At 56.4% G+C, this 14,157-nt stretch carries 14 protein-coding genes; 2 read left to right on the top strand and 12 right to left on the bottom strand.

Annotated features, from left to right (window positions below):
* The first annotated feature begins 21 nt into the window (after nt 1-21).
* Nucleotides 22-1,254 carry a serine hydrolase domain-containing protein gene (locus tag ACR0EL_RS03795; protein WP_480498314.1) on the top strand — a complete coding sequence of 411 codons (1,233 nt, stop codon included), beginning with the start codon at nt 22-24 and terminating at the stop codon, nt 1,252-1,254.
* Nucleotides 1,255-1,303: 49 nt separating this feature from the next.
* On the top strand, nt 1,304-2,167 hold the full coding sequence (locus ACR0EL_RS03800) for an acyl-CoA thioesterase (RefSeq protein WP_353007610.1): 864 nt from the start codon (nt 1,304-1,306) through the stop codon (nt 2,165-2,167).
* Here the strand turns inward: ACR0EL_RS03800 and ACR0EL_RS03805 are convergent.
* From ACR0EL_RS03805 to ACR0EL_RS03860, 12 genes are all read right to left on the bottom strand, one after another.
* Nucleotides 2,164-2,931 carry an SDR family oxidoreductase gene (locus ACR0EL_RS03805; protein ID WP_480498316.1) on the bottom strand — a complete coding sequence of 256 codons (768 nt, stop codon included), beginning with the start codon at nt 2,929-2,931 and terminating at the stop codon, nt 2,164-2,166. The genes ACR0EL_RS03800 and ACR0EL_RS03805 overlap by 4 nt on opposite strands.
* A gap of 157 nt (nt 2,932-3,088) precedes the next feature.
* Nucleotides 3,089-4,318 carry an acyl-CoA dehydrogenase gene (locus tag ACR0EL_RS03810; RefSeq protein ID WP_480498318.1) on the bottom strand — a complete coding sequence of 410 codons (1,230 nt, stop codon included), beginning with the start codon at nt 4,316-4,318 and terminating at the stop codon, nt 3,089-3,091.
* A gap of 131 nt (nt 4,319-4,449) precedes the next feature.
* Nucleotides 4,450-5,139 carry a phosphate regulon transcriptional regulator PhoB gene (phoB, locus tag ACR0EL_RS03815; RefSeq protein ID WP_170536733.1) on the bottom strand — a complete coding sequence of 230 codons (690 nt, stop codon included), beginning with the start codon at nt 5,137-5,139 and terminating at the stop codon, nt 4,450-4,452.
* Between the two features lie 12 nt (nt 5,140-5,151).
* A complete protein-coding gene (gene phoU / locus ACR0EL_RS03820) occupies nt 5,152-5,853 on the bottom strand; it encodes a phosphate signaling complex protein PhoU (RefSeq protein ID WP_480498432.1) in 702 nt (233 codons plus the stop codon).
* A 25-nt stretch (nt 5,854-5,878) separates the two neighbouring features.
* Complete coding sequence (gene pstB / locus ACR0EL_RS03825; protein ID WP_353007616.1) at nt 5,879-6,676, bottom strand: phosphate ABC transporter ATP-binding protein PstB; 798 nt, start codon at nt 6,674-6,676, stop codon at nt 5,879-5,881.
* A gap of 13 nt (nt 6,677-6,689) precedes the next feature.
* Complete coding sequence (gene pstA / locus ACR0EL_RS03830; protein ID WP_480498320.1) at nt 6,690-8,021, bottom strand: phosphate ABC transporter permease PstA; 1,332 nt, start codon at nt 8,019-8,021, stop codon at nt 6,690-6,692.
* Nucleotides 8,018-9,490, bottom strand: a complete 1,473-nt coding sequence (gene pstC, locus ACR0EL_RS03835; protein WP_480498322.1) for a phosphate ABC transporter permease subunit PstC — start codon at nt 9,488-9,490, stop codon at nt 8,018-8,020. The genes pstA and pstC overlap by 4 nt, the downstream gene beginning before the upstream one ends.
* 86 nt (nt 9,491-9,576) lie before the next feature.
* Nucleotides 9,577-10,617 carry a substrate-binding domain-containing protein gene (locus ACR0EL_RS03840; RefSeq protein ID WP_480498324.1) on the bottom strand — a complete coding sequence of 347 codons (1,041 nt, stop codon included), beginning with the start codon at nt 10,615-10,617 and terminating at the stop codon, nt 9,577-9,579.
* A gap of 198 nt (nt 10,618-10,815) precedes the next feature.
* Entirely contained in the window at nt 10,816-11,862 is a 1,047-nt protein-coding gene (locus tag ACR0EL_RS03845; protein ID WP_170536724.1) for a sensor histidine kinase, read from the bottom strand.
* A gap of 28 nt (nt 11,863-11,890) precedes the next feature.
* Entirely contained in the window at nt 11,891-12,415 is a 525-nt protein-coding gene (locus ACR0EL_RS03850) for a gamma carbonic anhydrase family protein (RefSeq protein ID WP_480498326.1), read from the bottom strand.
* A complete protein-coding gene (gene gmk, locus ACR0EL_RS03855) occupies nt 12,415-13,053 on the bottom strand; it encodes a guanylate kinase (RefSeq protein ID WP_170537043.1) in 639 nt (212 codons plus the stop codon). The genes ACR0EL_RS03850 and gmk overlap by 1 nt, the downstream gene beginning before the upstream one ends.
* Nucleotides 13,054-13,070: 17 nt before the next feature.
* Nucleotides 13,071-13,961: a YicC/YloC family endoribonuclease gene (locus ACR0EL_RS03860; RefSeq protein ID WP_480498328.1), complete on the bottom strand. Its 891-nt coding sequence runs from the start codon at nt 13,959-13,961 to the stop codon at nt 13,071-13,073.
* Between the last annotated feature and the right edge of the window lie 196 nt (nt 13,962-14,157).

Genomic DNA, 14,157 nt, shown 5'->3' on the forward strand with positions numbered 1-14,157 from the left:
CTCAGCAAAGCAACAGATTTCATGACAAACCCCGTGCACAGCTTTGACCCAGACCGCCTTAACCGCATTCGCAGTTGGATGGAGCGTTACGTCACCGAACGTAAATATGCTGGCAGCGCCTTTCTGCTGCATCACAAAGGCGCCGAGGTATTTTTTCATGCCTGTGGTCAGCGTAGCGTTGAAAACAACCTGCCATTCCAACGTGATACTCTGGCGCGGATTTATTCGATGACCAAGCCCATAACCTCGGTCGGGTTGATGATGCTGGTCGAGCAGGGTTTGATCCACCTTGATGCGCCATTGTCTGAATTTATGCCTGAATTCAATGATATACAGGCCCTTGTTCCCGGCGCCACCCGTCTGGATCAAACCGAAACAGCAACCAGTCCGACGCTGCATCACCTGCTGACGCATACAAGCGGTCTGAGCTACCCGTTCAATCCCGGCGTTTTGCCTGAGGCTATGGAACGGCAGGATTTGCTGTTCAAACCCAATCAGGGCCTTCTAGCAGATCGGGTCCGTGATCTGGCGCGCTTACCGCTGGCGTTTCAACCCGGTGCGCGTTGGGAATATTCCGTCGGCATCGACGTTCTGGGTCGCGTGATCGAAATTGTCGCGGGCCAACTGTTGGATCAATATTTCGACCAGCAGATCTTTGCGCCTCTGGGCATGTGGGAAACCGGTTTCTCCGTGTCCAAAGGGGCAGGGGATCGCTTTGCGTCGCTTTATTCTCCCTTGTCGGGTGATGCGATGGCGCTGAACTCAGCCGAAAGGGGCGGTGAAACACTGCGACTGGTGGATGAGGCCGGATCATCCCCCTTTGAAAACCCCTCGACTTTCTCGGGTGGTGGCGGATTGATCGGCACCATCGATGATTATGCCAAATTCGTCGGAATGTTGCGCAATCGAGGGTCAGCAAACGGGCATAGAATTCTGGGCCCCAGAACCATAGACTTTATGCTTTGCAATCACTTACCCGGGGATATTGCATCAATGGGTCCCCGCAGTTTTGCCGAACAACCGATGGAGGGGATGGGCTTTGGTCTCGGAGGATCCGTGGTTCTGAATCCTGCAAGGATGCGCGTGCCCGGCTCGGTTGGCGATTTCAGTTGGGGTGGCATGGCCTCGACCTATTTTTGGCTTGATCGCGAAAACGATCTGAGCGGTATCTTTTTTACTCAGTTGTCGCCCTCGAGTTCTTATCCGTCACGCGCCGAGTTAAAGGCGCTGGTACTAGGCGCGGTGATTGATTGATCCGAAGGCGACTGATAGGCGGATATCTGTCACACTCAGAGAGCAGAATATGACCGAAGCAGAACGCATTCTTCTTGATCTTTTAGATGTCGAACGTCTGGAAGTTGATCTGTTCCGGGGCACGGGGTCTGGTGGCGAAACACCAACACGTATCTTCGGCGGCCAAGTGATCGCACAGGCACTGGCTGCGGCCTATAGAACGGTCGAAGATCGGTTATGTCATTCGCTACACGCCTATTTCATCCGCCCGGGTGATCCTTCTATACCCGTTATATATCAGGTGGATAGAGCGAGAGATGGGAGTTCCTTCACAACCCGCCGTGTGGTCGCAATTCAGCATGGAAAACAGATTTTGAACATGTCCGCCTCGTTCCATGTTCAGGATGAAGGCTGGACGCACCAACATCCGATGCCGGATCTGGATGCGCCCGAAAGCTATCCCGCGCGGTCCGATTTGCGCCATCAATATTTGGAGCGCGTTCCCGAGAAACTGCGCGGTGAATTGCTGCGTGAACGTCCAATCGAGGTGCGTGAGGTGGATCACCTTGATCCGTTCAACCCCGTGGCTGCTGACGACCGCAATCAAATCTGGTTCCGGATGGGGGCTGCGGAAACTGCGGACACGCGCACTCAGCACCTGTTGCTGGCATATGCCTCGGATATGAGCTTGCTGAGTTCTGGTATGCGTCCACACGGGCTCAGCTGGTTTACTGGTCAGGTCAACGGCGCGAGCCTCGATCACGCGCTATGGTTCCATGCTCCAGTGCAGTTCGACAATTGGCATCTTTACGCGATGGATTCGCCGTGGACAGGGCAGGGCCGGTCATTCAACCGGGGCTCTATTTACACACAGGACGGAGTTTTGGTCGCTTCTGTTGCTCAAGAAGGTTTGATGCGTAAACCGAAGACTTAAGTACCTTCCACAAAGGTTTGATTTAGCTTGCGCATTCCAGCCAACCAGCGATCGTAATCTGCCGTTTTGTGTCGCATATAGTCTAGCACCTGAGGGTGCGGGAGAACAAGAAACTGCTCGGCCCGAATGGCCTCAACGCACGCATCTGCAACGTCCTCGGGTTCGAGCATTCCATCTATGGAAGCGACCGATGTTTCGTGTCCGCGTGTCATCTCGGACCGAACGGCTTGAGGACATACCGCAGACACACGCAAGCCTTTGTGGCCGTAGGTCAGCGACAACCATTCGGCAAATCCAACAGCTGCGTGTTTCGTGACGCCATATGGCGCGGCTCCTGGCTGGTTCAGTAAACCAGCAGCAGATGCGGTGATCAGCATGTAACCCTGACCGCGCTCAAGCATTTTGGGCACAAGATGGCGTGCGGTCCAAACATGAGACATTACGTTAATGTCCCAGATGCGGTTCCAGTCTTCATCTGGCACATCCAGACCGCCAAGCGTCAGTATTCCGGCGTTGGCGCAAAACAGATCGATCGGCGCGATCTCAGCTTCAACATGGTCGATCAACGCCTTGATCTGGGTTTCGCTGGACACATCACAGGGACAGGCGTGACCACCGATGTGAGTGGCCAGCTCTTGCGCCGCCTCAAAGTCGATATCTGAACAGACAACCGTGGCACCATCGCGGGCGAAGCGTTCCGCCAGACCTTTGCCAATACCACCGGCAGCGCCTGTGATGACGACTGTTTTTTCATTCAGTTCCATTTAACGGTTCCAAGGTTAGTTCAGGTTGGTACGGTAAGTCGTTGTTTTCAGGTGTCACGCTATCCTCAATATTTACCATAATACCAATTATGCGAAAATTACATCTCGATCATCTGGGCCACCTTCCAACCGCATGGTGGCCCGATTTCAGGTGCTTTCAGTAGAACGCCTGCAGCCCAGTTTGCGCGCGTCCAAGGATCAGCGCATGGACATCATGTGTGCCCTCATACGTGTTCACAGTCTCTAGATTGACCATGTGGCGGATCACGTGGAACTCCAGCGAGATACCGTTGCCGCCATGCATGTCACGCGCCATGCGCGCAATGTCGAGCGCTTTACCGCAGTTATTGCGTTTGATGATTGAAATCATCTCGGGCGCGGCCTCAGCCTGATCCAACAAACGCCCGACACGCAGGCTGGCTTGTAGACCCAAGGCAATTTCGGTCTGCATATCGGCCAGTTTGCGCTGGAACAGCTGAGTTTGCGCCAGAGGTTTGTCAAACTGTTTGCGGTCCAGACCATATTGCAATGCCGCATGCCAGCAGCTTTCTGCAGCCCCCATGACGCCCCAGCTGATGCCATAGCGCGCGCGGTTTAAACAGCCGAATGGGCCTTTCAGGCCTTGAACATGCGGCAGCAAGGCACCCTCGCCCACTTCGACGCCGTCCATCACAATCTCACCGGTAACGGATGCGCGCAGGCTCAGTTTGTTTTCAATCTTAGGCGCACTCAGACCTTTGAGGCCTTTGTCCAGAACAAAGCCCCGGATCTTACCGTCATGGGCATCAGACTTGGCCCAGACGACAAACACATCCGCTATCGGGGCGTTTGATATCCACATCTTGCTACCGGTCAAACGGTAGCCGCCGTCGATCTTCTCGGCCCGGGTTTTCATACCCGCCGGGTCCGACCCAGCATCCGGTTCGGTCAGGCCAAAGCAGCCAATCCATTCACCCGAGGCCAATTTCGGCAGGTATTTCCGGCGCTGATCTTCGCTGCCATAGGCGTAGATCGGATACATGACCAGAGAGCTTTGCACCGACATCATCGAACGATAACCGGAATCCACCCGCTCAATCTCGCGCGCGACCAAACCGTACGAGACGTAGTTGCCACCCAGACCGCCATATTCTTCGGGAATGGTTGTGCCCAGCAGGCCCATTTCCCCCATTTCACGGAAAATCTCGGGGTCGGTTTCTTCGTTCTGATAGGCTTGGGTCACACGCGGTTGCAGCTTTTCCTGCGCATAAGCGCGTGCGCTGTCAGTGATCATCCGTTCGTCTTCGTGCAACTGGTCGGTCAGGCGGAACGGATCCTCCCACGAAAATTTACCCAAATCTGGAGCATCCTTTGCCCGCAAGGTCGGTTTCGTCTGAGGCGCGTTCATTGTGCTTCTCCATTGGATCAATTTTGCCGAACCCTAGCGCGGGTCCGACGCAAACAACAACAGGAGTTTGGCACATTGTGACAATCAAGGACAAAGCGGCGTGAACGACCCCGCGCCCCCTGCCCCTGGCTTTAGCCCAAGGCGTATCCGGCACCACGCACGGTGCGCACCGGGTCTTCGCCACCATGCTGCGTCAGTGCTTTGCGAAGCCGTCCGATATGCACGTCTACGGTTCGCGTATCGACATAGATATCGCGTCCCCAGACCCGATCCAGCAATTGCTCACGGCTCCAGACGCGGCCGGGCTTTTCCATGAAAGTGCTTAGCAGGCGGAATTCGGTCGGGCCCAGTTTCAGCGGTTTGCTGTCGCGGCTTACCTTATGCGTTTCCGAGTCCAGGATGATATCGTCAAATTCCAACAGAATCCCGACCGTCGCCGGACGTACACGGCGCAGTTGGGTGCGCACACGCGCCATCAGCTCGACCACCGAGTATGGCTTGACCACGTAGTCATCCGCACCTGTTTCCAGCCCGCGCACCTTGTCCACCTCTTCCGAACGCGCCGACAGCATGATGATCGGGATCGAACGGGTATCGGGCCGCGTTTTCAAACGCCGGCAAACCTCGATCCCGCTGAGATTGGGCATCATCCAATCCAGCACGATGATATCAGGGCAATCTTCGTCGACCAGCAACAATGCTTCATCGCCGCTGGCCGCTTTTGAGACCCGAAAGCCTTCGGCCTCAAGATTATAGGCCAGCACTTCACGCTGGGCCAATTCATCCTCGACAACCAGGACAGTCGGCTGATCTGCGGACATGATCTGCGTCTCCTAGACGGTTTGCGACGTGTTATCGGCCTTGGGTCGGGCATCCGCCGGACGCTCACCCGTGACCAGATACACCACCTGTTCGGCAATTGAGGTTACATGGTCGCCCATGCGTTCGATGTTCTTGGCGATGAAATGCAGGTGCATACAGGCCGAGATGTTGCGCGGGTCCTCGGCCATGAAGGTCAGAAACTCGCGGAACAAGCCGTTATACATCTGATCGACTTCCTCATCACGATTGATGACGTCAGTGGCAAGTTCAGCATCGCGCTGGATATAAGCATCCAGCGCATCACGCAGCATCAGTTCAACCTCGCGCGCCATGCGGCGCAATGCGGCGGCACTGCCGTTGATCTCACCGGCATCGACCAGAACCGTGGTGCGTTTGGCGATATTCTTGGCATAGTCGCCAATCCGCTCAAGGTTGCCCGATACTTTCAGAACCGACAGCACAAGGCGAAGGTCGCTGGCGGTTGGCGCGCGCAGCGCGATCAGGCGCGCTGTCTCTTCGTCGATCACCTCTTCCAGCGCATCGATGGCCTTGTCGCCATCGCGCACCTCTTGCGCCAGCTCCACGTCGCGGGATTCAAGGGACCGGGCCGCACTCATGATGGCGGCTTCAACCAGCCCGCCCATCTTCATGATATGCGCTTGGATCGCCTCAAGGTCGCGGTCGAAGGCAGATGCAATATGTTGTTCGCTCATTTCGGTCATATCTGAATACCTGTGCTCAGCCGATGCGGCCGGTGATGTAGCTTTCCGTGCGCGGGTCTACGGGGTTGGTAAAGATCGTTCCGGTTTCGCCGAATTCGACCAGATTGCCGAGATGGAAGAAGGCGGTTTTCTGGCTTACCCGTGCGGCCTGCTGCATCGAGTGGGTCACGATGACCACCGAATATTGCGCGCGCAGCTCGTCAATCAATTCCTCGACCTGGGCCGTGGCGATCGGATCCAGTGCCGAGCATGGCTCGTCCATCAGCAGAACTTCGGGTTCTGTTGCAACGGCGCGGGCAATACACAGGCGCTGCTGCTGCCCACCTGACAGACCGGTGCCGGGCGAATCCAAACGATCCTTGACCTCATCCCAAATCGCACCTCGGCGCAGAGATTTCTCAACGATCTCATCCAGTTCAGCTTTGTTCTTGGCCAATCCATGAATGCGCGGGCCGTAAGCGACGTTGTCGTAGATCGATTTCGGAAACGGGTTCGGTTTCTGGAACACCATGCCGACCTTTGCACGCAGCTGAACAGGGTCAACGCGCTTGTCATAAATATCTTCGCCATCCAGCTTAAAGCTGCCCTTCACCCGCGCGATATCGATTGTATCGTTCATCCGATTCAGACAGCGCAGGAACGTGGATTTACCGCAGCCCGACGGGCCGATGAAAGCCGTGACAGTCTTGTCTTCGATATCGACATTCACATCTTTGATGGCGTGGGTGTCACCGTAAAAGACCTGGCAGTCCCGGCACTCCAGCTTGATTTCATTGGTATCCACTTGTCTCTCCACTCGTGACATGTCGTTCATGGGTCTGCCCTTCTTACCAGCGGCGTTCAAAGCGGCGGCGCAGAATGATTGCGATGATGTTCATAGTCAGCAGGAAAATCAAAAGGATGATGATCCCGCCCCAGGCTTTTTCATAAAAACCCACATCAGCCCGTGCAGCCCAGGTGTAGATTTGGGCGGGCATGGCCGAATTCGGCTCGGTAAACCCGGCGATGAAGCCATCCGGGTAACCACGGGCGACAAAGCCCACCATGCCGATCAGCAGCAGAGGGGCGGTTTCACCCAACGCCTGAGCCAGACCGATGATGGTTCCGGTCAGGATACCGGGCGCGGCCAGAGGCAATACGTGATGGAATACCGCCTGCATTTTCGAGGCCCCTACCCCAAGCGCCGCATCGCGGATCGACGGCGGAACCGCCTTCAGCGATGCACGGGTTGAGATGATGATGGTCGGCAGGGTCATCAGCGTCAACACCAGCCCGCCAACCAGCGGCGCGGATTGCGGCAGGTGCATGAACTGGATGAAGACGGCCAGACCAAGGATACCAAACACGATCGACGGAACCGCGGCCAAGTTCGAGATATTCACCTCGATCAAGTCCGTAAATCTGTTCTGTGGCGCGAATTCTTCCAGATAGATCGACGCGGCCACACCGATGGGCAGCGACAGGCCCAGCACAACCAGCATCATGAAGAATGAGCCCACGACCGAGGCACCGATCCCGGCACCGCCGGGGTTGTCCACGCCCGAGTCTGCCCCGGTGATGAAGGGCCAGTTGAAGACCTGTTTGATGATGCCGGCCTCTTGCAGCGCATCCACCAGATCCAGGTCGCTTTTCTGCAAGAAGCGACTGTCCTGAATCGTGTCGCGCGATACACGGCCTTTGTAGTAACCATCGACGCGGCTGGAGGCGGTCAGATCAAACTCGATCGGTTCACCCAATTTGTCCGGGTTGTTTGCATAGAAGGTTCGGATGGTTCCGCCAACCTTACCAAGCAGACGCTCAATCGCGGCTTCGTCGAAATCAACCTCAAGACCGCTTTCATCAAGCTCTTTGTTCAGGGCCGCGATGAACAGGTCCGAGTAGGCTTTAGTCTTGAACAGCGTGCCTTCTGCTTCTTCCTGCTCTTGCTGGGTCAGGGTGAAATCAACGCTTACAACGGTCCGGGTGAAGGCCGGAATACCCTCGGACAGGATCGAGGCGAACAGGACGATCAGGAAGAACAGACCGGTCGCAATCGCGACGATGCCATAGGCGCGAAACCGTTTTTCTGCCTTGGCGCGTTTGCGGGTCCGCGCATCATACGCAGTCAGGGAAACAGCGTGGCGACCCGTTTCTGGGTTTTGCATGCTTGCGTCGGTCATTCGTACTGCTCCCGGTACTTGCGCACGATGTAAAGGGCAAAGACGTTCAGCCCAAGCGTGACGATGAACAGCGTCATGCCTAGGGCAAAGGCCACCAGTGCCTCGGGTGAGGCGAAGTCTGCGTCACCTGTCAGCTGACTGACGATCTTCGCGGTCACGGTTGTCATGGCCTCAAAGGGGTTTAGGCTGAGCCTTGCGGCGGCCCCTGCCCCCAGAACCACGATCATGGTCTCACCAATGGCACGCGACGCGGCCAGCAGGATCGCGCCGACGATGCCGGGCAACGCAGCGGGCAAAACCACCTGGCGGATGGTTTCGGACTGCGTTGCACCCAACCCGTAGGAGCCATCGCGCATCGCCTGTGGCACGGCGTTGATGATGTCGTCGGACAATGAAGAAACAAACGGGATCAGCATGATGCCCATGACAAGACCGGCTGTCATCACTGCGGTGCCCGCTTTCATCCAGCCCAGCCCGTTGTCCCCGAACACGTCCAGCAACAAAGGACCGACCGTCAGCAAAGCAAACAGACCGTATACAATTGTTGGAATTCCGGCCAGCACCTCAAGCATAGGTTTGGCAATCGACCGTACCGCAGGCGAGGCATATTCGCTGAGGTAAATTGCGGCGAACAAGCCGATGGGCACAGCCACCAGCAGGGCGACGATGGATATATAGAGCGTGCCCCACAGCAGCGGGATGATGCCCAGTTCCGACAAACCGCCACGGCCAGAAAAACTGGGCGACCAAGTCAGGCCAAAAAAGAAATCGGGCGCGGGGTAGAGCTTGAAAAACTCCCACGTATTGAACACCAGAGATAGAACGATTCCTACGGTGGTCAGAATGGCAATCGAGGCTGCAGCCAAAAGCAGAAATCGCACGCCCTGTTCAACAACGTTGCGAGCGCGATAGTCAGGCTTTGTTTGCAACCAACCTGCCCCGGCCCCCACCACCGCCACCATCAGTACGACAACAGTCATTATGCCGTACCCGACGGCATTCAGTGCACGATAGCTTTGTGCGGCGTTCAAAACCGGTTGGATAATATCGGAGGTCACCACCTGACCCGAATCTTTCAGACTTTGCGTCACAGCAACCAAGTCAGCAGCGGGGCTACTGGCGGAGGCTTCGCTCAGGTTACCCTGCGCTACAGCCGCTTGCAGGCCAGCAGCGGTACGACGCACCTCGGCCATGACTAGGCTAAGGGAAGATCCCTCTTTCACGGCAGTTTCAGGGATCATCCCAGAAACCTTGGAATTCACATACATAGGCTGCACCAGCAGCCAAACGATCAGAATGCCAAAGGCTGGCACAATCGTCTTAAGAAGTACATTTGCGCCGTAGTAGGATGGCAGCGAATGCAATTCTCTTATGTCGCCACCTGCGCTCTGGAGGGCGCGGGACCGTCCAAGGATATAGCCGAGCACAGCGATCGCAAACACGATCAGAGTAAGCCAAACTATCGGCATCACACCCCCACAATTTCTGATTGGGCAAAGTCAAAGAAAGGGACGGCGAGATTCGCCGCCCCGGTTTGTTCATCCACAGATCGCGCTTAGCTGCCCGAACCCATGGTGACTTCGTTGGCAATCGCGTCCTGAGTTTTTGCCAGCTCAGGGTCCGCAACCAGGCCGTAGTTCGCCAGCGGGCTGGACGGGCCAGCGATTTCGTCGGCTGTAAAGAACTGCGCATATTCTTTCAGGCCCGGAATGACGCCGATATGGGCTTTCTTCACGTAGAAGAACAGCGGGCGCGACACAGGGTATTCACCGGTTGAGATGGTCTCGGTCGACGGTGCAACACCCGACATGGTCGCAACTTTCAGCTTGTCGGTGTTGTTCTCGTAGAACGCCAGACCAAAGATGCCGATAGCGTTCGGGTTGGTGTCGATACGGGCCAGGGTTTCGGTGTAGTCGCCGTCGATATCGACAGACTTGCCATCGGTGCGAACAGCCAAGCAGGCATCCTCTGCGTCATCTTCGCTCATGCCGCCAGCGATCATTGCTTCCATAGCGCCAGTTGTTTCACAGCCGATCAGCAGAACTTTTTCTTCGAACACTTCACGTGTGCCGTGCTTGGTGCCGGGGATGAAGCCTGCGATTTCAACATCAGGCAGATCGCCGTTGAACTCGGCCCAGGTGTTGTATGGGTTGTCAACGATCGCGCCGTCTTTCAGAACCTTCGCGCCCAGTGCGTTGAAGATGTCTGCGGGCTCGAACGCGGTGAAAGCGGGGCCAGACTGCTGGCTTGCAAACACGATACCATCATAACCGATGCGGACTTCCATGATGTCGGTCACGCCGTTTTCGGCACAGGCTTTGATCTCTTTTTCGCGGATCGCGCGCGACGCGTTTGCGACGTCGATGGTGTTTTCGCCAACGCCTTCACAGAAGCGCTTGAGGCCAGCCGAAGAGCCGCCCGATTCAACAACAGGAGTTGGGAAGTCGGTGTTTTCACCAAACAGTTCAGCAACGATCGACGCGTAGGGCAGAACGGTCGAAGAACCGGCAACCTGAACATTGTCACGAGCAGCAGCAGCAGTGGCCGAAACGGCAGCGATCGCCAGCGCAGAAGCCGACAGTTTTACAAAGGACATTACAGTCTCCCTGAAAAAGGAATGTTTGATCACCCCCATGATGATCTCGGCTGAACCCCTAGGGGTCCTGCGTAAGGCTTTTGTGACAAGTTTGTAACGCTTTTATGACAGCTGAAGTTTTATTTGAAATCCGCCTCGCACAAAGGCGAAAACTACACCCTGAGTTGAACCCATCGATCACCGTAAACCCGGTGCGCGCTATCGCGGTAGAATAACGGTGAAGACCGATCCTTTGCCGAGATCGCTTTCAACCCGCAACCGCCCCCGATGGCGGTTGACGATGTGTTTGACAATCGCCAGCCCCAGACCTGTGCCGCCCAGTTGCCGCGAGCGATGGCTGTCGGCGCGATAGAATCGCTCTGTCAGTCGCGGCAAATGAACCGAATCGATCCCCGGCCCTTTGTCGACGATCTGTACCCGCACAGCCGGACCACGCACTGCCGTGTCCCGCTCGGACGGTGCGATACGAACCTCGACGCTGCCACCGCTGCCGCCGTATTTGATCGCGTTTTCAACCAGATTGGTGAAAACCTGCCGCAATTGATCGCTGTCTCCAGTGATCGAGACCGGGTCATCAGGCGCGGTCAATGACAGCACAACATCTGCATCTTCAGCCAAGGGTTTCAGAGAATTCAGCGTCGATTCCAGCAAGCCATTCAGCTCCAGCTGTTCTTTCGGGCGCACCCGTTCTTCGCTTTCAACACGGTTGAGCGATAACAGATCACCAACCAGACGGTTCATCCGGTTCGCCTCGTCCGTCATGATCTGCAAGAACCGATCCCGCGCCGCTGCATCCTCGCGCGCCGGGCCGCGCAGGGTTTCGATAAAGCCCATCAAAGCGGTCAATGGCGTGCGCAATTCATGGCTGACATTAGCGACGAAATCACGCCGCATCTGACTGGCTTGCTCCAAATGGGTTATATCCTGAAATACGGCCAGAACCGCCCCCCCGGAGACCGCGCCGATCCCGTTCATATAGCGGCACTGCATCTCGAATGTCGTGTCCTGCGCACCATCGTTCGACAGATGCCGGGTCTTGCGCGGGCCTTTGCTGCGCAGGCTTTGTTCCATCGCGTCGATCACCTGCGGCTGACGCAGAATCGTTGCAAAATGTCGGCCCAACATGTTCTGGCCCAAAAGCGTGCGCGCATCGGTATTGGCTGCAATGATACGTTCAGTCTGATCCACCATCAGCGCCGGCATCGGAATGGCCGATACAATTTCCGCAAGTAAATCCTCTGACATCGCCTGTAACCTTGTTCGCTTCGGCCTGTTAGGACACGGACGTTAGAGTTTCACGAAACCTGCGCATGTTTTCCTGATAGTATTGCGCACTGAAGGTGATCCGCTGCGCTGCGGAGTTGTCCAGTTGGCGCACGACCCTACCGGGCGATCCCATTACCAGAGAATTATCCGGTATCTCTTTGTTTTCAGTGATCAAAGCGCCTGCCCCGATCAAGCAGTTCTTGCCGATCTTTGCGCCGTTCAGAACAATCGCGCCCATACCGATCAGGGTGTTTTCGCCAATAGTGCACCCGTGCAGCATGACCTTATGGCCAATGGTGCAGTTCGCCCCAACGGTCAGCGGAAAGCCCGCATCGATATGCATCACGCAGTTTTCCTGCACATTGCTGCCAGCGCCGACGCGAATTTCTTCGTGGTCCGCTCGGATGGTGCAGCCGAACCAAACCGATGCGCCCTGCTCTAGAACCACTTTGCCGATCAGATTGGCGTCCGGTGCAACCCAAGTGTCTTCGTGTATTTCGGGGGCGTCTTTGCCCAAAGCATAGATTGGCATCACAGGGCCTCGAATTCATTTTGTAGTTTGCGCACGTGGTCTTGCAGCCTGGGTTGCTGAATACGGCGCATGCGTTCGGCGCTGACAATTGTTTTCAGCTTTTCTTCGGTCGCATCCAGATCGTCATTGACCAGAACGTAGTCGTAATAGCCCCAATGGCTGATCTCATCCCAGCTTTTGAGCATGCGTTTGGCGATCACATCGTCGCTGTCTTGGCCGCGGGTTTCCAGACGGCGGCGCAGTTCCTGGATCGAGGGCGGCAGGATGAAGATCGACAAGGCGTGTTTGCCAAGATCGGAATTGCGGATCTGAACCTCACCCTGCCAGTCGACGTCAAACAGAACATCTCGACCTGCGTTGATCGACTCGCGCACCGGTCCGGCCGGAGAGCCGTAGAAATTCCCGAAGACGTGGGCGTGTTCCAGCATCTGGCCGTCGGCGACCTGCTGTTTGAACGCATCCTCGGTCTGGAAATAATACTCGCGTCCATCCTGCTCGCCGGGACGCGGTGCGCGGGTGGTGGCCGAGATCGAAAATTCCAGCCCCTCATCCCAGGCCATCAAACGCCGCGCCAAGGTGGATTTGCCGGCGCCCGAAGGCGAAGACAGGATGATAAGAAGGCCCCGCCGATCTGCCATTTCAATATGTTCCATCATTATTCAACATTCTGTGCCTGCTCGCGCATCTGGTCGATCACAGCCTTTAGTTCCAATCCAACCGAGGTCAGGTCGGTACTTTGCGCCTTGGAACACAAGGTGTTTGCCTCGCGGTTGAATTCCTGCATCAGGAAATCCAGTTTACGACCCACCGCCCCGTCCTGAGCCAGTAGATCACGCGCGGCTGCTACATGGGCGATCAGGCGATCGATCTCTTCGGTCACGTCTGCCTTAACCGCGATCAGCGCCAGTTCCTGTGCCACCCGTTCCGAGTCGGCACCCTGAGCATTCTCCATCACCCGCGCCAGATTCTCTCGCAGGGCTTCGGCCATCTTCTCCTTGCGCTGTTCGGCCAGATCAGCTGCTTGCGCGGTCAGCGCCGCAACCTGATCCAACTGCGTCGCCAAAACCTCAGCCAAAGCCTCGCCTTCGGTTTGGCGCATCTGCAGGAACGCGCCCAGCAATGCGGGAAACGCCTCTATCAGATGCGCGACCAGAGGGGCTGGATCATCGCTGTCAGATCCAGCATCCATCATGCCTTTCAGGCCTAGCAAATCCGTCGCTTTGGATGGGGTCAGCGCAATACCTTTGGCCTCAGCCATGTCCTGGGTCTGCTGCAACGCCTCCAGCGCGGCGGACATCGCGGCTGTATTCAACGCGAGCTCGGTAAGCGTTTCGTCCCGACTAATGCGCATCGAAAGCGTTACGTTGCCACGGCTCAAAGACTTGGACAGGGTGGCGCGCAACCCGGCCTCAAGCCCGGTCAGCCAATCCGGGACGCGAATGCGCATGTCCAGCCCCTTGCCGTTGACGCTGCGCAGTTCCCACGTCCAGCTATGCGGGCCAAACTCGCCTGTCCCCGAGGCGAACCCGGTCATGGATTTGATCATGACAGACCTTTCTTTGGCTTTCCGCATTTTCAACACTTGCCGCACCTAATGCCATTGGCCTGGCAAGGGCAAGAGTTTGCTCAAGCTGCAATTCATCCGCAGAAGTTAACCATTCGTTAAAGAATTCCTCCAAAATTGTATTAACCCGTGTCAATTTGGCCAAAGCAAAGGCTGTCGGGCCGCAGATGCCCCGGAT

It is taken from the genome of Ruegeria sp. AH12 (assembly GCF_056541465.1).